Raw genomic sequence first — 22,510 nt, forward strand, 5'->3', positions numbered from 1 at the left:
GGGACGTATTCCAATGTAGGAGCTGCCGAAGGCTGCGATCTTTTGATCTCCAACCAAAATCCCCGAATACCACTATCAGCCGTTTTTGCCTCACTGCCACATGACGGACGCATTACAACTCTAGGATTGGCCTCATCTGCTTGATGAGGTCTGTCCATGAATCCTGCCATCGCAACTGCCCTGACCAACCCCGGTGCGCCGATGAACGTGCGCGGCGTGCAGAAACGCTTCGGCGCGTTCACCGCACTGGATAACGTCTCCCTCGACGTCGCCGCCGGTGAACTGGTGTGCCTGCTCGGCCCGTCGGGCTGCGGCAAGACCACTTTGCTGCGCTGCATCGCCGGGCTGGAAAAACAGGACAGCGGCGAGTTGTACCTCGGTGATCGCGACGTCTCGCACCTCGCCCCGCAAGCCCGCGACTACGGGATTCTGTTCCAGTCCTATGCGCTGTTCCCCAATCTGACCGTCGAGGCGAACATCGCCTACGGCCTCGCGGGCAGCGGTCGCGACGAAGTGCGCCAGCGCGTCGGGCAGATGCTGGAACTGGTCGGCCTCACGGGTAGTGAGAAAAAGTACCCCGGCCAGTTGTCCGGCGGCCAGCAACAGCGCGTTGCTCTCGCTCGGGCCTTGGCGCCGGCACCGTCGTTATTGTTGCTCGACGAACCGATGTCGGCCCTCGACGCCCGCGTCCGCGAGCATCTGTGCACCGAGCTGCGCCAGCTGCAACGCAACCTTGGCATCACCACCCTGATGGTCACCCACAATCAGGACGAAGCCATGCTGATGGCCGACCGCATCGCCGTGATGAACAACGGCCGCGTCGAGCAGTACGCCACCCCGCAGGACATCTACAACCGTCCGGCCACGCCGTTCGTGGCCGAGTTCGTCGGTCAGGGCAACTGGTTGCCGTTTCAGCGCAGCAGCGACAGTCACGCCCGGGTTGGCGGGATGAATGTGCGTCTGGCGGATGGCAGCGTGAGCGGCGCCTCGGGCCGACTGTTCTGCCGCCCGGAAGCGATCAACGTCAACCCGCTGGTGCATGAGGAAAACCTGTTCCCGGCCAAAGTTCGCGAGATCACCTTTCTCGGCAACCGCTGCCGCATGAGCTTCGAACTCGATCAATTGCCCGGTCACGCACTACTCGCCGAACTGGCGCCGGAAGCCATGCCGCGCCTCGGCGCTCAGCAAATCATGGTCGCTTTGCCGCCGCGCAGCCTGCAGGTGTTTGCCTGATGAACAGCAATCTCGCGCTGCCGCTACCGCACAAGCAGGTGCGGCAGACTTCGAAAGCCGAGATCGGCGACCGCATTTTTGTCGTCGGCGGCAAAGTTGTCTTGCTGCTGTTGCTCGGCGTCGCGGTGTTGCTGCCGTTGCTGGCGATCTTCTGGCGCGGCTTCAGCAGTGAGGCCGGGCAGGGCGGTGGCTGGATTGCGGCGAAGGAGCTGGTATCCAGCGAGAATTTCCACTGGTTACTCGGCAACAGCCTGAAAGTTTCTCTCAGCGTCGCGGCCATCGTCGTACCGCTGGCCTACCTGTTTGCCTACGCGTTGCAACGCACGCTGATTCCAGCGAAAGGCATCTGGCGCGGGATTTCCCTGTTGCCGCTGATGGCGCCGTCGATGCTGCCGGGGATTGCGCTGGTCTATCTGTTCGGCAATCAGGGCATGTTGCGCGGCTTGCTCTCGGACAACATCTACGGCTTCTGGGGGATTGTGCTGGGTGAGGTGATTTACACCTTTCCCCATGCGCTGATGATTCTGCTCTCGGCATTGTCGCTGGCCGATGCGCGCTTGTTCGATGCCGCGTCAAGCATGGGCGCCAGTCCGGCCAAGGCGTTTCGCAGCATCACCTGGCCGGCGACGCGTCAGGCTGTGTTTGCTGCGTTCTGTCTGGTGTTTACCCTGACCATCACCGATTTCGGTGTGCCGGTGGTGGTCGGTGGCGACTATCAAGTGCTGGCACTGGAAGCCTACAAAGCCGTGGTCGGCCAGCAGCAATTCGGTCGCGGCGCCTTGATCGGCATGGTGCTGTTGCTGCCGGCGCTGTTCAGCTTCGGCGTCGACGCCTGGTTGCGTCGCCGTCACGGTGACTCCATGAGCGGTCGGGCGCAGGTGTTCAAACCGGCGCCGTCGAAGCTGCGTGATGGCTGCTATCTGGCGATTGTCCTGTTGATCAGCGCCGCGTTGATTCTGGTGTTCGGCATGGCGGTGTTTTCGTCGCTGGTGAAATTCTGGCCATACAACCTGTCGCTGTCGCTCAACCATTACCAGTTCAACGAAACCGCCGGCGGTGGCTGGCTGGCCTACAGCAACAGTCTGAAGATGGCGCTGGGCACGGCGCTGATCGGTAGCGTGCTGATCTTCACCGGCGCTTACCTGATGGAGAAAACCCGCACTCAACGCGGCCTCAACCTGGCCTTGCGCATGCTCAGTTTTGTGCCGATGGCGGTGCCGGGGCTGGTGCTCGGTCTGGGTTACGTTTTCTTCTTCAACCTCACCGGCAACCCGCTGCATGTGCTCTACGGGACGATGACGCTGCTGATCGTCTGCACCATTGCGCATTATCTGACCACCGCGCAGATGACCGCGACCACCGCGTTGCGCCAACTCGATGCCGAGTTCGAAGCGGCAGCGCTGTCGCTCAAGGCGCCGCTGTACCGCCACTACCTGCGCGTCACTGTGCCGATCTGCCTGCCGGCGCTGCTGGACATCGTGCGCTACCTGTTCGTTTCGGCGATGACCACGGTGTCGGCAGCGATCTTCCTTTACAGCCCCGACACCATCCTCGCGGCGGTGGCGGTGCTGAACATGGATGACGCCGGCAACGTCGGCGGCGCGGCGGCGATGTCGACCCTGATTCTGTTCACCTCGGCGGGCGTGTCCTTGCTGCTGGCGTGGGCTTCGCGCGGCTTGCTGCGCCGTTCCCAGGCCTGGCGGCAAACCGCGCCGGGTCACTGATTTGCACCTTCAACTGCCCTTCAACTCAAAAGACAGGAAAACGATCATGTTCAAGCCTATGGCCCTGGCCGCTGCTGTGCTCGCTACTTTCAGCCTGAATGCCTTTGCGGCAAAAACCGAGTTGACGGTGTACACCGCCCTCGAAGCCGAGCAACTGAAGTCCTACAAGGAAGCCTTCGAAAAGGCCAACCCGGACGTCGAGATCAAATGGGTGCGCGATTCCACCGGGATCATCACTGCCAAACTGCTCGCCGAAAAGGCCCGTCCACAGGCTGACGCGGTGTGGGGCCTCGCCGCTTCGAGCCTGGCGATCCTCGATCAGCAAGGCATGCTGCAAAGCTACGCGCCGAAGGACCTCGGCAAGATCGGCGCGAACTACCGCGACGCCGCCAACCCACCAGCCTGGGTCGGCATGGACGTGTGGGCCGCGACCATTTGTTTCAATACCGTCGAGGCCGAGAAGCAGGGTTTGACCAAGCCCGTGAGCTGGCAGGACCTGACCAAGCCTGAGTACAAGGGCAAGATCGTCATGCCCAACCCGGCGTCGTCCGGCACCGGTTTCCTCGACGTCAGTGCCTGGCTGCAAACCTTCGGCGAGAAGCAGGGCTGGGCGTACATGGACGGTCTGCACCAGAACATCGGCCAGTACGTTCACTCCGGTTCCAAGCCTTGCAAACTGGCAGCGGCGGGCGAGTTCCCGATCGGCATTTCCTTTGAATACCCGGCCGTACAGCTGAAGCGTCAGGGCGCACCGCTGGACATCATCCTGCCGAAGGAAGGCCTGGGCTGGGAGATCGAAGCGACCGCAGTGATCAAAGGTACGCCGCATGAAGAGGCGGCGAAGAAACTGGCTGACTTCTCTGCCAGCGCTGAGGCGATGGATCTGTACAAGGAGAACTTCGCTGTCCTCGCGCAGCCAGGGATCGCCAAGCCGCAGACCGAATTGCCGGCGGATTACGAGCAGCGCCTGATCAAGAACGACTTTGCCTGGGCCTCGAAGAACCGCGACGAGATTCTGACCGAGTGGCGCAAGCGCTATGACGGCAAATCCGAGAAAGTCGCGGCCAAGTAAGATCTTTATCGACTGACAGGGCCCCTTCGCGAGCAGGCTCGCTCCCACATTGGACCGTGTTCACAACACAATTCTCTGAGGGGGCTGACACATTGGATCTCCAGTGAACACAAATTTTGTGGGCACAAAAAGTCCCCTGTGGGAGCGAGCCTGCTCGCGAAAGCGGTCTCTCATGCAGGACATTTCTAAATGACACAACACCAAGACCTGTTAATCGTAGGCGCCGGTATTCTGGGTCTGTCCCACGCCTACGCCGCCGCCAAACGCGGCCTCAAGGTCGCTGTCTTCGAACGCACTGCCACGCCCCTCGGCGCTTCGGTGCGCAACTTCGGCCAGGCGCTGGTCACCGGCCAGCCACCGGGCACGATGCTCGAACTGGCCAAGGCCAGCCGCGAGATCTGGGGTGACTGGGCGCAGCTCGCCGGTCTGCAAATCAAGCGCAACGGTTCTTACCTGTTCGCCCGTACTGAAGCTGAAGAACATCTGCTGGAAGCCTTCTGCAACGGTCGCGCCGTGGAACACGGTTACAACATCCAGTTGCTGCGCGGCGCTGCCCTGCGCGATCTGTATCTCGGCCAGTTCAGCCACCACCGCGCTGCGTTGCACGGCATGGACGATCAACAGCTGTATTCACGCGAAGCGATTCCGGCACTGATCGATTACCTGCGCCGCGACCTTGGCGTGGAGTTTCACTTTTCCACGCTGGTTCGCGACGTCGAACCGGGGCGTCTGCACAGCACCGCCGGCAGCTTCACGGCGAAGCAGATCATCGTCTGCTCCGGCCACGACTATCAGACCTTGCTCGCCGAGCCGATTGCCGCACTCGATCCGCAAATCTGCCGCCTGCAAATGCTCCGCGCCAAACCGCAGATCGATCTGAATCTGCAACACGCCTTGCTCACCGGCCTCAGTTGCGTGCACTACGGCGCCTTCGCCGATCTGCCCGAAGCGGCGGCGGTGCAGGCGCAAATCCTCCGTGAGCAACCGCACCTGCACGACAACGGCATCCACCTGCTGATCAGCCCGACGCCGCACGGCGAACTGATCATCGGCGACTCGCACCATTACGGCAGCGACCCTTCACCGTTCAACGCCGAGCAAGTGGACAACTGGATGCTTGAACTCGCCGAGCAGACGCTGGGCTGCAAGGTACAAGTGGTCGAGCGCTGGCAGGGCGTCTATGGTTCCCGGGGGCCGGGGCCGTTCTCGTTCCTGCGCCCGGCAGTGGGGCTAAGTGTGGCGCTGATGCACACCGGCGTCGGCATGAGCGTCGGCCCGGCGCTGGCCGAGCGCAATATCGCGCAGTTGCTGGAGGAAGCTTGATGACAGGTCACGAGCAAGTCGTCGCCCGGGTGTTCGGGTTGTATGAACGCTTTGGCACCAGCGATTACATCGGCGAGCCGGTGTCGCAGATCGAGCACATGTCTCAGGCTGCCGAGTTGGCAATGGCCGAGGGCTTTGATGATGAAGTGGTGCTGGCGGCGTTCTTTCATGACATCGGCCATTTGTGTGCCGAGGGTGCGGAAAACATGGGCGGCTACGGCGTGGTCAGCCATGAACGCCTGGGCGCGGATTATTTGCGTGAGGCCGGTTTCAGCGAATGCATGGCGCGGCTGGTGGAATATCACGTGCAGGCCAAGCGATATCTGACATTGCGTGAGCCGGGGTATTACGATCGTTTGAGTGAGGCGAGTCGGCGGACGCTGGAGTATCAGGGCGGGGTGATGACCGAGGCCGAGGCGGATGCGTTTGCGCGCGATCCGTTGTGTGCGGTGAGTTTGCGGATGCGGCAGTGGGATGAGCTGGCGAAGGAGAGGGCGGTGCCGGTGATGGATCTTGGGGTTTTGAAGCGTAAGGCTGCGAGATTGTTGTCTACTGTGTGATTGTCGCCCTCACCCCAGCCCTCTCCCGGAGGGAGAGGGGGCCGACTGAGTGATCTTCTGTCATACGCCGACCTGAGATATCCAGTCGAACTCAGGTTTGGACAGCATGCATATCTGCTCCCTTTCCCCCTCGCCCCCTTGGGGGAGAGGGCTGGGGTGAGGGGGTAGCGATCTAAAGCTCAAGCACCCGATCAACCAACGCCTCAATCTGCTCCTGCCTTTCCGCTTGATTCAATTTCGACTGCGGATTCAACGACGACCACTGCGGATGCGCCCGCGCTTTACTCAATGCCTCCGGCAACTTGCCCTCACGCCATGTTTTGTCCTGCGGTGTTGCGACCTGAACCGCATCCAGCGCCGCATGCCCACGCTGATCCAGTGCCAACACCAACTGCCGCTGGCGCAACGCCAACAGCCGTAACACCCCGTCATCCACGGTCAGTTCTCGCTGCCCTTTGATCTTGCCCAGTAACCGGCTGCCATAACTGCGCGCGGTTTGCAGCGCACCACCGGCAATCGCACCCGCCAGCGCCGCCGCGCCAAGGGTAATTCCGCCGACCAGCAAATCCACACCAGCTCCCGCCGCCGCGCCAGCAGCAATGCCGCCGCCCACGCGCACGCCGAGTTGCTTCAAGGTTTCCGGGTTAAACAGATCATCGCCCCAACGCCCATCCAGCAGCGGCAAATCACTCGCCGCCGCATCTTGCGGGCGAAACGCATACAGCTTGAGCAGCGCCTCGACGCATTTCTGTTCACGCTGGCGCACAGCTTTGCGCAGTTCACTGATCGCCTGCTGTTCCTGCTCGGCGTCGCTGACCACACTGCGCCGGCAGGCCGCACAGTCGATCAACAATTCAGCAATCAACCGCGCCGCACTGTGCTGACGCGCCAGGCGCTGCGCCTGTTGATCGGCAATTAACCGTTCCAATTGCGGACGGGCATTTTCCAGTAGCAGCGCGAGGCTTTCATACAGCCGCCGCTCGCCATCCTCCGGCGGCGCCACACTGTCGAAACGCACCAGTGCATGCAGCCCCAGCCGCGCCAGCGCTTCACGCCAATCCGGCTCGCGATGGTGGGCGCTGCTGACAAAATTCAGCACCGGCAGCAGCGGTTTGCCGCAACTGGCCAGCACTTCGAGTTCATCGCGGTACTTGGCCAACACCGGTTCGCGGGCGTCGATCACATACAGACCGGCGTCGGAGGCGAGCAGTTGCCGCAGCACTTTGGCCTCCTGCTCGAAACGCTGGCGCGCCTCGCTGCCGTCGAGAAACCGCGCCAGGCGCGCCGGGCCGTCGAGGCGTTCGCCGGGACGTTCCAGGCGTTCGAGAAAATCCAGCAGGGCGATCGCGTCTTCCAGCCCCGGCGTATCGTAGAGGTCGAGCAACGGCTCGCCGTCCACCGACAACCGCGCGCCTTCGACATGCCGCGTGGTGCTCGGGCGATGGGAGACTTCACCGAAGCCGACATCGCGGGTCAGCGTGCGCAGTAGCGAGGTCTTGCCGACGTTGGTGTGGCCGACCACCGCGAGTTTCAGCGGCGCTTTGAAGGCATCAGTCATGACCGTTCTCCAGCCAGTTCAACGGCGCGCAATCGGCAAACGGCAACTCCAGTTGTTGCAACGCGACGTGCCAGTCGCCGAGGCGTTCAGCGTCCAGTGCTTCGCCGGGCGGCGCTTGCAGCAGCCAGACGCGGGTTTCGCCCGCACTGCGCGCCAGTTCGGCGATCAAGGCGAGGCTGCCGCGATCCGGCGAACGCCGTGGGTCGCAGGCAATCGCCAGACGCGCCGGCGGGAAGCGGCTCAGCTGTTCGAGGAGTTTGTGGCGGGATTCGCGGCTGTCGAGGATGCCGGCGTTGCTGACGTTTTTCGGCAGCGCGGGCGGCCATGTGCGTTGTTCGTCGAGTTCGATGGCGACCAGTAACGCGCCTTCGCTGGCGAGTTCGCCGACACTGCTTTCGACTCGATGCAATTGCGCAGGCTCCGGGTCGTTGACGCCGAGGCGTTCGCTGGTCGGCATCAGGCGTTCGCGCAGTTGCGCGTAGCCAGGCAGGTTCAGGTCCAGACGCAGCGCGGCTTTGCCGCTGTTCCAGCGCCAGAAACACAACAGGGCCAACAGCAGGCGCGGCAGCACGCCGTACACCACCAACACGCCGACCAACCATGTTGCCCACGCCTGACGGGCACTTTCGATGTCGAGTGCGCCGTCGCCGCTGGCGCGGATCATCTCCACCGTCGGCACGTTGAAACCGAGCAGCGACGGCAGATAACCGAGCGCCTGGGTGACGTGGATAAACGTCTCGGCGCTGAGAATCGTGGTTTCCCAGACGAAGCCGTAGCGCCGGGTTGCCATCAGCGTCAGTAGCAGCACCAGTGCGCTGAGCATTGCCAGCAGCCACAAGCCGTTGACCAGCGTGCCGAGCGCCCAGCGATTGAGTTTCTTGCGTTGCAGCATCAGCAGCAGGGCGGGCGCCAGTTGCGCGGCTTTGGCATCGCGGGCGAATTTTTCGCTGAGCCACAGCCACAAGCGGCCTAGCGTGGCGCCGTGCTCGCCGGCAAAGATCAATCCCAGCAACCAGCTCAGCAGCAGGATCAGGTTCAACCCGAGCAGGCTGCCCAAGGCCCAGAACACATTGACCGGTGTTTGCCCCAGCGCGGCGAAGGCCAGACCGGCGCCGCTGAGCACCGCGAAAATCATCAGCAGCACCAGCGCCAGACGCGCGCCTTGCAGCCAATGTTTGAGGGCGGCGGTCAGCCCGTCACGATTGGCCAGCCATAACGCCCGGCGCTGAATACGGCTCGGCAGATCACCGCCGGCCGCGCGGGCCAGTCGATTGGCTTCCAGATCATCCAGAGTGCCTGCGTGTTCTTCGCGCAGGCGCACGGTCTCGGTGAGCCATAGGTTTTGCAGTGGAGTCAGTTCAGTCACGCGGCTTCCCGTCGCTTAATTGATTGAAGAGCATAACCGCTGTGGCGCTTATCGGGGTAAGCGCGGCTCTGGTATCCTCGCCGGCATGACTAAATCACTCCCCCTCAGCCTGATCGCAGCCCTCGGTGAAAACCGCGTGATCGGCGTCGACAACAGCATGCCCTGGCACCTGCCGGGGGACTTCAAATACTTCAAGGCCACCACCTTGGGCAAGCCGATCATCATGGGTCGCAAGACCTGGGATTCGCTCGGTCGGCCATTGCCGGGGCGCTTGAACATCGTGGTCAGCCGTCAGACCGGTCTGGTGCTCGAAGGTGCCGAGGTTTATCCATCGCTGGACGCTGCCGTGGTTCGCGCCGAAGAGTGGGCGAAGGAGCAGGGCGTCGATGAGCTGATGCTGATTGGCGGGGCGCAGTTGTACGCGCAAGGGCTGGCGCAGGCGGATCGTCTGTATCTGACTCGCGTGGCTTTGAGCCCGGAAGGGGATGCGTGGTTTCCGGAGTTTGATCTGAACCAGTGGAAGCTGGTGTCGAACGTGCCGAATCCGGCTGAGGGCGACAAGCCTGCGTACAACTTCGAAGTCTGGGAAAAGGCTTAAAAGATCGCAGCCTGCGGCAGCTCCTACAAGGTTTACGCATTTCCCCTGTAGGAGCTGGCGAAGCCTGCGATCTTTTGATCCTGCTTTACATCAAGCCTGCGCCAGCTCCGCATGCTCATCCGCATCCAGCAATTCTTTATCAGTCTGCTGCATCACCTGACTGGTAATCGCGCCAGCCGTGATCGAGCCACTCACGTTCAACGCCGTGCGGCCCATGTCGATCAGCGGCTCAACCGAAATCAGCAGCGCCACCAGCGAAACCGGCAAGCCCATCGCCGGCAGTACGATCAGTGCCGCGAACGTCGCGCCGCCGCCGACACCGGCCACGCCCGCCGAACTCAACGTCACAATCGCCACCAGCGTCGCTATCCACAGCGGATCCAGCGGGTTGATGCCAACAGTCGGCGCCACCATCACCGCCAACATTGCCGGGTACAGACCGGCGCAACCGTTCTGGCCGATGGTCGCACCGAACGACGCGGCAAAACTCGCCACCGATTGTGGAATCCCCAGACGACGGGTCTGCGCTTCAATGCTCAGCGGAATGCTTGCCGCACTGGAACGGCTGGTGAACGCGAACGTCAGCACCGGCCAGATCTTTCGGAAGAAGCGCAACGGATTGATGCCCGCCGCCGACACCAGCAAACCGTGCACGACGAACATCAGGCCCAGACCGAGGTACGACACCACGACGAAACTGCCGAGTTTGATGATGTCTTGCAGGTTGGAACCGGCGACCACTTTGGTCATCAGCGCCAGCACGCCGTACGGGGTCAGCTTCATCACCAGACGCACCAGACGCATCACCCAGGCTTGCAGGGTGTCGATGGCGTTGATCACTTTCTGGCCTTTCTCGACGTCATCCTTGAGCAGTTGCAGCGCAGCAACCCCCAGGAATGCAGCGAAAATCACCACGCTGATGATCGAGGTTGGCTTGGCCCGCGCCAGATCGGCAAACGGGTTCTGCGGGATGAACGACAGCAGCAGTTGCGGCACATTCAGGTCGGCAACCTTGCCCGCGTAGTCAGTCTGAATGGTTTGCAGACGGGCCATTTCCTGAGTGCCGGCGACCAGGCCTTCGGCGGTGAGGCCGAACAGGTTGGTCAGGCCGATGCCGATCAGCGCCGCAATCGCGGTGGTGAACAGCAGCGTGCCGATGGTCAGGAAGCTGATCTTGCCCAGCGACGAGGCGTTGTGCAGACGCGCCACGGCGCTGAGGATCGAGGCGAACACCAGCGGGATGACGATCATTTGCAGCAACTGCACATAGCCGTTGCCGACCAGATCGAACCAGCCGATCGACGCTTTCAGCACCGGATTGCCGGCCCCGTAAACGGTGTGCAGCGCTACGCCGAACGTCACGCCCAATACCAGCGCGAGCAGGACTTTTTTCGCCAGACTCCAACTGGTGTGGCGGGTTTGTGCCAGACCGAAGAGCAAGGCGAGGAACACCAGCAGATTGAGGATCAGCGGCAGATTCATGAAAACTCCGATAAGACTTGTGCCAGTCGCATTCTTGGGCAACTGCGAACCGGCAAGCCTAACAGTTTGATTTGCAATGAATTAATACCGAAATTGCAGGTCGTCCGTCGTTTTTGGAATAAGCGCGTGTCGCTCTCGGCAATGCATCTGGCGCAATAGGGACGCGGACGGTCGCTGACAGACGAGGACTGTCACACATATTTGTTAGCGTCGATTTCTTTGAATCAGGGGAGAAGAGGCTTATGAAGTTCGCACCGAAATTTCTGGCTGTCGCACTGACGGTGGGCATCGGCCTGGCTACTCAGGCGTTCGCCACCGACCTGAAACACTGGCCGGCGGATCAGGCCAAGGCGCTGGACGCGATGATCGCCGCCAACGCCAACAAGGGTAACTACGCGGTGTTCGACATGGACAACACCAGCTACCGCTACGACCTCGAAGAGTCGTTGCTGCCGTTCATGGAAAACAAGGGCCTGATCACCCGCGACAAACTCGACCCCTCCCTGAAACTGATGCCGTTCAAGGACACCGCCGACCATAAGGAAAGCCTGTTCAGTTACTACTATCGCCTCTGCGAAGTCGACGACATGGTCTGCTACCCGTGGGTGGCGCAGGTGTTCTCCGGCTTCACCCTCAAAGAGCTCAAGGGTTACGTCGATGAGCTGATGGCTTCGGGCAAACCGGTGCCGGCGACTTATTACGAAGGCGATGTGGTGAAGAAACTCGACGTCAATCCGCCGAAGATCTTCACCGGCCAGCAAGAGCTGTACAACAAGCTGATGGAGAACGGCATCGAGGTCTACGTGATGACCGCCGCCTCGGAAGAACTGGTGCGCATGGTCGCGGCGGATCCGAAGTATGGCTACAACGTCAAACCGCAGAACGTCATTGGCGTTTCGATGTTGCTCAAGGATCCGAAGACAGGCGAACTGACCACCGCGCGCAAACAGATCACCGCAGGCAAGTATGACGAGAAGGCCAACCTGGGCCTCGAACTGACCCCGTATCTCTGGACCCCGGCCACCTGGATGGCCGGCAAGCACGCGGCGATCCTGACTTACATCGACGAGTGGAAAAAACCGGTACTGGTTGGCGGCGATACCCCGACCAGTGACGGCTACATGCTGTTCCACGATGTTGATGTGGCCAAGGGCGGGATTCACTTGTGGATCAACCGCAAGGACAAATACATGACGCAGTTGAACGGCATGATGGCCAAGCATGCAGCGGCGCAGGCGAAAGAAGGTTTGCCGGTGACGGCTGACAAGAACTGGGTGATCGTCAAGCCAGAAGAAATCCAGTAATCACCGCAGATCTAATGTGGGAGCGAGCCTGCTCGCGAAAGCTTAGTGTCAGTCACCTTCTTCGTTTCTGACATACGGCATTCGCGAGCAGGCTCGCTCCCACAGTTTGATCTGCAGTGACTTTGGGATTTCGGCCAGACAAAAAAATGCCCCGCACTTGGCGGGGCATTTTTGTTTCGGCGATTGAGGCTTACAGCCCGTCGAGCATCGCTTTGTTACGCACAGCACCTTTGTCGGCACTGGTCGCCAGCAAGGCGTAGGCCTTGAGGGCGGTGGTCACTTTGCGTGGACGCACTTCAACAGGCTTCCAGCCTTTCTTGTCCTGCTCGGCGCGGCGTGCCGCCAGTTCTTCGTCGCTGACCAACAGGTTGATCGAGCGGTTCGGGATGTCGATCAGCACTTTGTCGCCGTCCTGCACCAGGCCTATTGCGCCGCCGGCGGCGGCTTCTGGCGAAGCGTGGCCGATGGACAGACCCGACGTACCGCCAGAGAAACGGCCGTCGGTGAGCAGCGCACAGGCTTTGCCCAGACCTTTGGATTTCAGGTACGAAGTCGGATAGAGCATTTCCTGCATGCCCGGGCCGCCTTTCGGACCTTCGTAGCGAATGATGACAATGTCGCCTGCCTTCACTTCGTCAGCGAGGATGCCGCGTACGGCGCTGTCCTGGCTTTCAAAGATCTTCGCATTGCCTTCGAAGACGTGGATCGACTCGTCAACACCGGCGGTTTTCACCACGCAGCCATCGAGAGCGATGTTGCCGTACAGCACGGCCAAACCACCTTCTTGCGAATAGGCGTGTTCGAAGCTGCGAATGCAGCCGTTTTCACGGTCATCATCCAGAGTTTCCCAACGGGTCGACTGGCTGAACGCCGTCTGCGTCGGAATGCCGGCAGGACCGGCCTTGAAGAAGTGATGCACGGCTTCATCGGTGGTCTGGGTAATGTCCCACTTGGCGATGGCTTCTTCCATGCTGCGGCTGTGCACGGTCGGCAGGTCGGTGTGCAGCAGACCGCCACGGGCCAGCGAACCGAGGATGCTGAAAATACCGCCGGCGCGGTGCACGTCTTCCATGTGGTACTTCTGGATGTTCGGCGCAACCTTGCACAGCTGTGGAACGCTGCGCGAGAGACGGTCGATGTCGCGCAGGTCGAAATCGATCTCGGCTTCCTGAGCGGCAGCGAGCAAATGCAGGATGGTGTTGGTCGAACCGCCCATGGCGATGTCGAGCATCATCGCGTTTTCGAACGCCTTGAAGTTGGCGATGTTGCGCGGCAATACCGACTCATCGTTCTCGCCGTAGTAGCGTTTGCACAGCTCGACGATGGTGCGGCCAGCCTGCAGGAACAGTTGTTCGCGATCGCTGTGAGTGGCGAGGGTCGAACCGTTGCCCGGCAACGCCAGACCCAGTGCTTCGGTCAGGCAGTTCATCGAGTTGGCGGTGAACATGCCGGAGCACGAACCGCAGGTCGGGCAGGCGCTGCGCTCGTACTCAGCGACTTTCTCGTCAGAAGCGCTGGCGTCGGCGGCGATCACCATGGCGTCGACGAGGTCGAGGCCGTGGGAAGCGAGTTTGGTCTTGCCGGCTTCCATCGGGCCGCCGGACACAAAGATCACCGGAATGTTCAGGCGCAAGGCAGCCATCAGCATGCCCGGGGTGATCTTGTCGCAGTTGGAAATGCACACGATGGCGTCGGCGCAGTGGGCGTTGACCATGTACTCGACGGAGTCGGCGATGATTTCGCGGCTCGGCAGCGAATACAGCATGCCGTCGTGGCCCATGGCGATGCCGTCATCCACGGCGATGGTGTTGAATTCCTTGGCCACGCCGCCGGCGCGTTCGATTTCACGGGCGACCAGTTGGCCGAGGTCCTTCAGGTGCACGTGGCCCGGTACGAACTGGGTAAACGAGTTGGCAATGGCGATGATCGGCTTTTTGAAGTCGTCATCTTTCATCCCCGTGGCGCGCCACAGTGCGCGGGCACCGGCCATGTTGCGGCCGTGGGTGGATGTTTTCGAGCGGTAATCTGGCATGGAGCACTCCGGGCGGCTAATCGCTTACTAATCAGGTGCAAAAGGGGAGTGAGCTTCTATTGACGTCTGGAACACTCAGCAATGGCCGTGTGTCCGTGAAGTTGCCGATGACGTTGCGGGATCGCCGCTGGTCTCAGCCTGAGCTCATAAACCCGCCGGGGGATGAATGGCGATGAATCAGCCGATTCTACACCGCTGGCGTCTGGAGGGAATGGCGCAAAGCGTTGTTCCAGTGCAGACGGCGTGTATGGGATGACGACCGGCGGGTTTAATCACCGCCGGTCTGCGCCATGACATTATCTTCAAGTTTTCTCGCGCGACGGCTGAGCCGGTTGTTGAGCACCAGCGCGATCGCGCTTAGCAGCACAAAGCTGTAGCCCAGCGTCGATTGCAGATTCGCCGGACTGAGGCTGATCAGGGCGCTGATCAGCCCGCCACAAATAAAGATGATCGTGCTGCCCGCCGAGGCCGAGGTGCCGGCGTTTTCAGGAAACAGGCCCATGGCCCGAGAGGTGGCAGCGGGGCGGGCAATGGTAGTGCCGGCGGTGCAGATCAGCATCGGGATCAACACCGTGGCTGGCGCCAACGCATGATTGGCTGCCAGGTACAGCATCGCCAGCCCCGACAGCAGTATCAGGCTCAGCCCGGTGAAGATTTGCTGAACCGGCGTGATGCGTCGATTGAGTACCGCGGCAAGGATCCCGCCGACAACGTAGGCCGCACCGTAAACCAGCAGGATCAATGAAAAGTCATAGGGCGCGAGTTGCAATTGGTCCATGAAAATCAGCGGCGAAATCACGATGAACGAGAAGTGGCAGGCAAAGGCAAACGCCGAAATCAGCCAGTAACTGACAAATTCGAAGTCCCCCAACACGCGTCGATAGGACTGAATGAAGTCGATCGGCGAACCCCCCGAGGCTGGACGGCTGTTCGGTAAAAACAGCCAGGCCTTGATCAGCACCGTGGCGGACAGCGCGGTAAAGACCCAGAAGCTGCCGCGCCAACCGAGTGTGGCCTGGAGAAAGGTCCCGGCCAGCGGCGATACCGAAATGAATATCCCGGTCGCCGTGACCATCAGGATCCGTAACCGGTCGCGCTCTTCACCTTCGAACAGATCCTGCACCAGTGCCTGGGACAGCACAAAACATCCGCAGCCCAAGGCCTGCATCACCCGAAATACCAGAAACAGCGAGTAATCGGCGGTCATCACGCAACCGAGCGCACCCAGCATCGATACGCTCATGCCGGCGAGTAACAGGCCCTTGCGCCCGATCACGTCCGAGAGGGGGCCGATCAAGAGCTGGGCAAACGCGATTCCTACGGCGAACAGGCTGATGGACAGTGCGATGTCTGCCGGTGAACGGAGAAAGTGCGTCGCCATCGCCGGAAAGGAAGGCAGCAGCACATCCAGTGGAAACACACCCAGCAGTACCATGGCCAGCAACAGGCTGACAGCGGCGCGGCGCTGCCTTGTGGTTGCCACGGATTGTCCTTTATCCATCGATCAGTCCAGCCTTGGCGAAAAGTTTCTGGTTATGGGGAAGGGCAAAAAAACCGGCCTTTCGTAGTGCGTCCAGCGTTGCGACGGCGCCTGATCGTGCACGGGCCCGGTTGGCTTGTACGGTTGCCATGCCGCCGACGATTTGTTTCACGTCAGTGTCGGCGATGCCTGCCCCTCGCAGGCTCTGTTGCAGCCAGCGTTCGTCGGCCTCGAAAAAAATCCCGATGATTTCCAGCAGTGTCCGGCTCACAAACGCACGCTGGCGGCTGTTCATCGACAGCCAGAAATAATGGAACACCTCGCTGAAGTAGCGGCTGTGGCGGGCTTCGTCAGTCAGGTGGTCGCGCAGCATGTCGTTCACGCTGGACACCAGGCTGTCGCGGCAGACGTCCAGCAGTTCCCGGGCAATGATGGTTTCCGAGACGAAGCCGAGCAGAAACCATGCCAGTGGCCGGTTGTTTTCCGGGGTGCGGGCGATCAGTGCGTTGAGGCGGCTGATGCGCTTCGGAAGCGTCGGACGTCCGGTGAACCCGTAGTACGCGGCGATCTGCTCGGCGAGACGATTGGAGAACAGCGCGTGATAACCCTCGTCGGTGTAGAGCTGCAGTGCTGCATGCTTCATCGCCAGAGGCACGTAAATGGGCAGTTCCCGGTGCACGATGACTTCCACCGCGCGATTGACGATGCGGTGTTCGAGCACGGTGGTGTAATCGAGAAAGTGCACCAGGTGGTTGGCTGCCAGTCGATGCTGCACGTCGCGCCCCGCCGCCTGGATGGCCGGATGTGCCAGATAGGGCAGAAATGCCGGCGGGAACCAGTGGCGCGTTTGCAGTTGCAGCGGCACATCGTCGGGCAATTGATAGTCATGGGTACTGCTGCGCACCGAGGCCCGGCTCTCCCAGTCTCCCAGGGTAAATTTGAGTGCCCAGGACACCGGCGCTTGATCCGGGTCGGCCATCGACAGGGTCATGCCTGTCCCTCGCGCAACAGTTCGCGCATTTCGGCGCACATCACTTGCCCGTCGCTTTGCCCACAACCGACAAAGAGCAACGGCTGTTCAGCACTGCCCTCGAGATTGAGCAGTGCTTCGACCTGCTGGTCGGCAAACGCCCCAGTCAGCCAGGTATTGAGGCCCAGCGCTGTGGCGACCAGTTGAAAGGTTTGCGACAAGTGGCCTGCTTCAACGAAGGCCATGCGATAGGCCCGCGAGTGTTCGTACTTCCACCAGAGTCGGTCGAAACGGGCGGTGATAAACAACCCCAACGGCAGGTTGTTGATGAAATGCTGACCGCCAAGCAATTGGCCCAGCGCTGGTTGAGGCAGCGGATTGACCCGGCTCAGGGTGTGGTCGGCCGGATGATAGGCATAGATGCCGGGCTCCAGGCCGTCGACGTTCTGCACCAGCAGAAAGCCTTCGCAAGCGTTCAGGCCCCCCGCGGACGGACTGCTTCGCCGAGCGCTGAGCCCTTGGGCGATGCTGTCGTCGCGATCGTGGTCGCGTTCGTGGAGATAGCCGAGTGAGAGATAGAGCAGGGTGCCGACGTCATTCAGGGTTAACGCTGCGCCCGTGTAGGAGCGGCAGGTTTTGCGTTGGAGCAGCACATTTCCCAGGCTGTGGTCATTCAATGCGCAGGGCGCGGGCAAGGTTATACGCTGTTCGGTTTCAAGCGTCGGGCGATCTGTCGCGGGCGCTGGTGTGGCCAATACTTCATTGCAATGCGCGAGATATTGTCGGGACCACTCGTGAATATTCTGTGGGGTATGTTCACTGGGAATGTTTTGCGTGCCGACGTGATAAATCTTCGACAGCTCGTCCCAGCCCCATGGAGGATTGTCTGTTTTTGAAATCGTTAGAATGTCCGCACTCAATAGTTGTGTGTCTATTATGTTATGGGTGTCGAAAAGTTCGGGGTTGCTGATTAGTTGTGCAAGGCGGGTTGCGTAGTTGAGGTCAAGTTCGTGTTGTGTGTGGTTTTTATAGTTCCACACAACTTGTCCGGGTGAGCGCGGCAATATAAATAGATATGGATTGATGTGCATGTAGGTTGATTCACTCTGGAAGAAGTCAAAAAGGACACCGGGTTGCCGGCACTCCCCGGCGTCCTGACTTACTTAACGGGCTTTAGGGGCGACCAGAAAAGCCAGGTTCGCGATTTTTTTACTTTCCAGAGAAATACTTTTCATGATGTGAACTCCTTGTTCATTGATAGATAGTTGAAGTCACCTCGTGGTGACAACTTCATAATAGTTTGTAATGGATTATTGGCAAGGGGATATTAAGTAGGAAATTTCCAGTAATTTTGTCGGAGCAATCTTTAGCAGGAAATAAACTTGTAGGGCAAGTTTCAGTAATTAAAAGACGTAAGGAAATGTCCTGCATTTGTGCGGGAATATAATTGTAGGAAGTCGAGGGAGATAGCGAAGGGAAGGGCGGTGCCTGAAGCCAGAACGGGGAGCCTGCTGGCTCCCCGTTATCCGCAAGAATCAGCTGTTGGGCAGCAGGCGGCAGGTGATGCTCTTGATGTAGCGCGTTTCGGCGATGGCCGGGTGCACCGGGTGATCCGGGCCCTGGCCGCCGCGCTCGAGCAGTTGGATATTGCGATCCAGATGACGGGCGCTGGTCAGCAGAATGTTCTGCAGGTCATCTTCCGGCAAGTGCATCGAGCACGACGCGCTGACCAGGATGCCGTCCTTGTTGAGCAGGCGCATGGCTTGCTCGTTCAGACGACGGTAGGCGCCTTCGCCGTTTTTCATGTCTTTCTTGCGTTTGATGAACGCTGGCGGGTCGGCCACGATCACGTCGAAGCGTTCTTCGCTGGCTTTCAGTTCTTTCAAGGCCTCAAAGACGTCGCCTTCGATGCAGGTCATCTTGTCGGCGAAACCGTTCAGCGCGGCGTTGCGCTCGACACCGTCGAGGGCAAAGGCCGAAGCATCGACGCAGAACACTTCGCTGGCGCCGAACGCAGCAGCCTGCACGCCCCAGCCACCGATGTAGCTATAGAGGTCGAGGACGCGTTTGCCTTTGGCGTAAGGGGCCAGGCGGGCGCGGTTCATGCGGTGGTCGTAGAACCAGCCGGTTTTCTGACCCTGAATGACCGGGGCTTCGAACTTCACGCCGTTCTCTTCCAGCGCCACCCACTCCGGCACCAGGCCGAACACGGTTTCGACGTAGCGGTTGAGGCCTTCGGCGTCACGGGCGGCGGAGTCGTTCTTGAACAGGATGCCGCTTGGCTTGAGTACTTGGGTCAGGGCCGCGATCACGTCATCTTTATGTGCTTCCATGGTCGCCGAGGCGATCTGCACCACAAGAATGTCGCCGAAACGGTCAACGACCAGGCCTGGCAACAGGTCGGAGTCACCGTAGACCAGACGGTAGAACGGTTTGTCGAACAGGCGCTCGCGCAGCGACAGGGCCACGTTCAGACGGTGCACCAGCAGCGATTTGTCCAGCGCAACTTTTGTATCGCGCGACAGCAGGCGGGCGCAAATCAGGTTGTTCGGGCTCATCGCTACGATGCCCAACGGCTTGCCGCCAGCGGCTTCGAGGATGGCCTGGTCACCGGCATTGAAGCCGTGCAGCGGGGTGGCGGCTACATCGATTTCGTTGCTGTAGACCCACAGGTGACCGGCGCGCAGGCGACGGTCGGCGTTGGCTTTGAGGCGCAAGCTAGGCAGGGACATGACGTCGCTCCGGAAAAAAGAGCGGGAGTATAGCGTGTTGCGACTTGTGCCGGGTTTGATGAGCGATGAAACGCTGATGGCCTCTTCGCGAGCAGGCTCGCTCCCGCAGGGGATTTGTGACTGACACAAGACCAATGTGGGAGCGACGATTCGACTTGCTTGCGAAGGCGGTTGTGAATACTACGCAGACAGTGCGTTGATCAGTTCCTTGTTAAACGCCGGAATATCATCCGGCTGACGGCTGCTGATCAGGTGACCGTCCTTGACCACTTCTTTATCGACCCAGTTGGCCCCGGCATTCACCAGGTCATCCTTGAGTGTCTTGTAACTGGTCATGGTTTTGCCGTTGACCAGCCCGGCGGAAATCAGCAACCAGCCGCCGTGGCAGATCACCGCAATCGGTTTGCCGGCAGACGCGCCGGTCTTGACCAGGTGCTGGGCGTCCTGATCGATGCGGATGGTGTCGGAGTTCTGCACGCCGCCCGGCAAGACGATCGCGTCGTATTGCTCGCTGCTGGCGCCCTGGAATGTCTGGTCGACCTTGAAGTCGTCCGCCGGTTTGTCGTGGTTCCAGCCTTTGACCTGGCCGGCCTCGGCGGAAAGGATGTCGACCTGGGCGCCGGCTTGCTCCAGTGCCTGCTTGGGACCGGTCAATTCGACCTGTTCGAAACCGTCTGTTACCAAAATGGCGACGCGTTTGCCGTTGAGAGAGGTGGCCATCGATAAGCTCCTGAGTCTGTGGGAGTTTGCCGCCGCAATGGACCGGAGTGATCCGTTGGGCATTACAGATTCCGAAGCCGCGAGCTAAATGAAAGTTCCTGACAATTGCCCACTGGTGTGTCGTCCCGCCGTTTTTAGAGGTTAGAATCGCCGCCTGTCCCAGAGTGTGTACTTATGTCCCAAGAGCTGACCACCGAACAGATTCAACAATCGCTGCAAGGCATCAGCGTGCCTGCGCAACCGCAGATCATGGTGGATCTGCAAATGGAGCAGTACATGCCCGACCCGGACCTGGAGGTGATCGCCAAGCTGATCTCCCAGGATCCCGGCCTGTCCGGCTCGTTGCTGAAAATCGTCAACTCGCCGTATTACGGCTTGAGCAACAAGATCACCTCGATCCAGCGTGCGGTGAACCTGCTGGGCAGCCGTTCGATCATCAACCTGATCAACGCGCAGTCGATCAAGGGCGAGATGAACGACGACACCATCGTCACCCTCAACCGTTTCTGGGACACCGCCCAGGACGTGGCAATGACCTGCCTGACGCTGGCCAAGCGTATCGGCACCCAGGCCGGCGATGAGGCGTATGCCTTGGGCCTGTTCCACGATTGCGGCGTGCCGCTGATGCTGCAGCGCTTCCCCAACTACATGACGGTGCTGGAAAAGGCCTACGCCAATGCCAGTTCCGAATGTCGGGTCGTCGACACCGAGAACAGCGAGTTCAACACCAACCACGCCGTGGTCGGCTACTACACCGCCAAGTCTTGGCGCCTGCCGGAGCATGTCAGCGCGGCCATCGCCAATCACCACAATGCACTGGCGATTTTCAGCGATGAGTCGTCGCGCAACAGTCAGCTGAAAAACCTGCTGGCGATCCTGAAGATGGCCGAGCACATTTGTGCGTCTTACCGCGTCTTGGGCAACCAGACCGAAGATTTCGAATGGAACGCCGTCGGGCCGTTGGTACTCGATTACGTAGGGCTGTCGGATTACGACTTCGAAACCCTCAAACAAACGATCCGCGACCTCGGTGCGCATTGATTCGAGGACGCCATGCCTGAACTGCCGGAAGTCGAAACCACCCGTCGCGGGATTGCCCCGCACCTTGAAGGCCAGCGTGTCAGTCGGGTGATCGTGCGTGACCGGCGGTTGCGCTGGCCGATCCCGGAAGACCTCGATGTGCGCCTGTCGGGGCAGCGCATCGTGCTGGTCGAGCGTCGCGCCAAGTATCTGCTGATCAACGCCGAAGTCGGCACGCTGATCAGCCACTTGGGCATGTCGGGTAATTTGCGTCTGGTCGAAGCAGGATTGCCGGCGCTTAAGCACGAACACGTCGATATCGAGCTGGAGTCGGGGCTGGCGCTGCGCTACACCGATCCGCGCCGTTTCGGTGCGATGTTGTGGAGTACCGATCCGCTCAATCATGAACTGCTGATTCGCCTGGGGCCTGAGCCACTGACCGATCTGTTCGATGGCGAGCGCTTGTTTCAGCTGTCGCGCGGGCGGTCGATGGCGGTCAAGCCGTTCATCATGGACAACGCGGTCGTGGTCGGGGTTGGCAATATTTACGCGACCGAAGCGCTGTTCGCCGCCGGGATTGATCCGCGTCGTGAAGCCGGGGGCATCTCCCGGGGGCGCTATCTGAAGCTGGCGATCGAGATCAAACGCATTCTGGCCGCTGCCATCGAGCGCGGTGGCACGACGTTGCGTGATTTCATTGGCGGCGACGGCCAGCCGGGGTACTTCCAGCAGGAACTGTTTGTCTACGGCCGTGGCGGTGAACACTGCAAGGTCTGCGGCACCGGTTTGCGTGAAGTGAAGCTCGGTCAGCGTGCCAGCGTGTTCTGCCCGCGCTGCCAGACCTGAGGCAAAAAGCTGAAAAAGTCCTACGGTCTATAGTGAGTGGTCTCACTGTTCAGCCCGAAGGATCGTGCCATGAAGTCCTTGCAAGCCCTCGTTGTTGCGCTGTTGCTGTGTTCCAGTCTGGCTGTTCAGGCCGCGGAAAACGGCAGCGGTGACCCGCGTTACACCATCCAGAATCCACCGGCCTACGCCATGCTTGGCGATTTGCTGATTGCTCGACCTTTGCTGGTGGTGGCGACGGTGATCGGTGCCGGGGCATTTGTCGTGTCGTTGCCGTTTACCGCGCTGGGTGGCGGGATTGGCGATGCCGGGCAGGCGTTGGTAGTGGATCCGGCGAAAGCCGCTTTTGTGCGGTGCCTGGGGTGTACGGGGGAGGGGTTTGAGCAGCGTGAGTGAGCTGATCAGGAATTTGCGGAGCAGCTAATGGCCCTTTCGCGAGCAGGCTCGCTCCCACAGGGGATTTGTGAGCGACGCAAATCCAATGTGGGAGCGA

19 protein-coding genes are annotated in these 22,510 nt (G+C 60.5%); 10 read left to right on the top strand and 9 right to left on the bottom strand.

Features of this window, described 5'->3' with window-relative positions; translation table 11 throughout:
- Positions 1-156: 156 nt before the first annotated feature.
- The 5 genes from M9827_RS13370 to M9827_RS13390 all read left to right on the top strand — a co-directional run bounded on the left by M9827_RS13370 (position 157) and on the right by M9827_RS13390 (position 5,912).
- Positions 157-1,233, top strand: a complete 1,077-nt coding sequence (locus M9827_RS13370; RefSeq protein ID WP_250605779.1) for a putative 2-aminoethylphosphonate ABC transporter ATP-binding protein — start codon at positions 157-159, stop codon at positions 1,231-1,233.
- The gene (locus tag M9827_RS13375; protein WP_250605780.1) at positions 1,233-2,957 is read left to right on the top strand and encodes a putative 2-aminoethylphosphonate ABC transporter permease subunit; all 1,725 of its coding nucleotides are present in this window, start codon (positions 1,233-1,235) and stop codon (positions 2,955-2,957) included. The genes M9827_RS13370 and M9827_RS13375 overlap by 1 nt, the downstream gene beginning before the upstream one ends.
- Before the next feature lie 46 nt (positions 2,958-3,003).
- On the top strand, positions 3,004-4,029 hold the full coding sequence (locus tag M9827_RS13380; protein ID WP_007912988.1) for a putative 2-aminoethylphosphonate ABC transporter substrate-binding protein: 1,026 nt from the start codon (positions 3,004-3,006) through the stop codon (positions 4,027-4,029).
- Positions 4,030-4,218: 189 nt separating this feature from the next.
- Entirely contained in the window at positions 4,219-5,352 is a 1,134-nt protein-coding gene (locus tag M9827_RS13385; protein ID WP_250605781.1) for a TIGR03364 family FAD-dependent oxidoreductase, read from the top strand.
- Entirely contained in the window at positions 5,352-5,912 is a 561-nt protein-coding gene (locus tag M9827_RS13390) for a phosphonate degradation HD-domain oxygenase (protein WP_250605782.1), read from the top strand. The genes M9827_RS13385 and M9827_RS13390 overlap by 1 nt, the downstream gene beginning before the upstream one ends.
- A gap of 172 nt (positions 5,913-6,084) precedes the next feature.
- On the opposite strand, the gene M9827_RS13395 is transcribed toward M9827_RS13390, so the two are convergent.
- Positions 6,085-7,470 carry a GTPase/DUF3482 domain-containing protein gene (locus tag M9827_RS13395; protein ID WP_250605783.1) on the bottom strand — a complete coding sequence of 462 codons (1,386 nt, stop codon included), beginning with the start codon at positions 7,468-7,470 and terminating at the stop codon, positions 6,085-6,087.
- A complete protein-coding gene (locus tag M9827_RS13400; RefSeq protein ID WP_250605785.1) occupies positions 7,463-8,836 on the bottom strand; it encodes a DUF2868 domain-containing protein in 1,374 nt (457 codons plus the stop codon). The genes M9827_RS13395 and M9827_RS13400 overlap by 8 nt, the downstream gene beginning before the upstream one ends.
- Positions 8,837-8,921: 85 nt before the next feature.
- On the opposite strand from M9827_RS13400, the gene M9827_RS13405 reads away from it, so the two are divergent.
- Positions 8,922-9,434, top strand: coding sequence for a dihydrofolate reductase (locus M9827_RS13405; protein ID WP_250605786.1), 513 nt, complete (start codon positions 8,922-8,924; stop codon positions 9,432-9,434).
- 90 nt (positions 9,435-9,524) lie between these two features.
- On the opposite strand, the gene M9827_RS13410 is transcribed toward M9827_RS13405, so the two are convergent.
- Entirely contained in the window at positions 9,525-10,916 is a 1,392-nt protein-coding gene (locus tag M9827_RS13410) for an L-cystine transporter (protein WP_250605787.1), read from the bottom strand.
- 242 nt (positions 10,917-11,158) lie between these two features.
- Between M9827_RS13410 and M9827_RS13415 the strand changes: the two genes are divergently transcribed.
- Complete coding sequence (locus M9827_RS13415) at positions 11,159-12,220, top strand: HAD family hydrolase (protein ID WP_250605788.1); 1,062 nt, start codon at positions 11,159-11,161, stop codon at positions 12,218-12,220.
- Between the two features lie 190 nt (positions 12,221-12,410).
- Here the strand turns inward: M9827_RS13415 and ilvD are convergent, their stop codons facing one another.
- The 6 genes from ilvD to M9827_RS13445 all read right to left on the bottom strand — a co-directional run bounded on the left by ilvD (position 12,411) and on the right by M9827_RS13445 (position 20,154).
- On the bottom strand, positions 12,411-14,252 hold the full coding sequence (gene ilvD / locus M9827_RS13420; RefSeq protein ID WP_250605789.1) for a dihydroxy-acid dehydratase: 1,842 nt from the start codon (positions 14,250-14,252) through the stop codon (positions 12,411-12,413).
- Between the two features lie 268 nt (positions 14,253-14,520).
- The gene (locus M9827_RS13425; RefSeq protein ID WP_250605790.1) at positions 14,521-15,753 is read right to left on the bottom strand and encodes an MFS transporter; all 1,233 of its coding nucleotides are present in this window, start codon (positions 15,751-15,753) and stop codon (positions 14,521-14,523) included.
- A complete protein-coding gene (locus M9827_RS13430; RefSeq protein ID WP_250605791.1) occupies positions 15,746-16,723 on the bottom strand; it encodes a diiron oxygenase in 978 nt (325 codons plus the stop codon). Before M9827_RS13430 ends, M9827_RS13425 begins: the two co-directional genes overlap by 8 nt.
- The gene (locus tag M9827_RS13435) at positions 16,720-17,793 is read right to left on the bottom strand and encodes a SagB family peptide dehydrogenase (protein WP_250605792.1); all 1,074 of its coding nucleotides are present in this window, start codon (positions 17,791-17,793) and stop codon (positions 16,720-16,722) included. Before M9827_RS13435 ends, M9827_RS13430 begins: the two co-directional genes overlap by 4 nt.
- A 444-nt stretch (positions 17,794-18,237) precedes the next feature.
- Entirely contained in the window at positions 18,238-19,434 is a 1,197-nt protein-coding gene (locus M9827_RS13440) for a class I SAM-dependent rRNA methyltransferase (protein WP_007913577.1), read from the bottom strand.
- A gap of 180 nt (positions 19,435-19,614) precedes the next feature.
- On the bottom strand, positions 19,615-20,154 hold the full coding sequence (locus tag M9827_RS13445) for a type 1 glutamine amidotransferase domain-containing protein (RefSeq protein WP_250605793.1): 540 nt from the start codon (positions 20,152-20,154) through the stop codon (positions 19,615-19,617).
- Between the two features lie 228 nt (positions 20,155-20,382).
- Between M9827_RS13445 and M9827_RS13450 the strand changes: the two genes are divergently transcribed.
- From M9827_RS13450 to M9827_RS13460, 3 genes are all read left to right on the top strand, one after another.
- Entirely contained in the window at positions 20,383-21,195 is an 813-nt protein-coding gene (locus M9827_RS13450) for an HDOD domain-containing protein (protein ID WP_250605906.1), read from the top strand.
- 12 nt (positions 21,196-21,207) lie between these two features.
- Positions 21,208-22,020: a bifunctional DNA-formamidopyrimidine glycosylase/DNA-(apurinic or apyrimidinic site) lyase gene (mutM, locus tag M9827_RS13455; protein ID WP_250605794.1), complete on the top strand. Its 813-nt coding sequence runs from the start codon at positions 21,208-21,210 to the stop codon at positions 22,018-22,020.
- Between the two features lie 69 nt (positions 22,021-22,089).
- Entirely contained in the window at positions 22,090-22,413 is a 324-nt protein-coding gene (locus M9827_RS13460) for a multidrug transporter (protein WP_250605795.1), read from the top strand.
- Positions 22,414-22,510: the final 97 nt, after the last annotated feature.

Source organism: Pseudomonas sp. AKS31 (genome assembly GCF_023634765.1).
Classification (GTDB): domain Bacteria; phylum Pseudomonadota; class Gammaproteobacteria; order Pseudomonadales; family Pseudomonadaceae; genus Aquipseudomonas.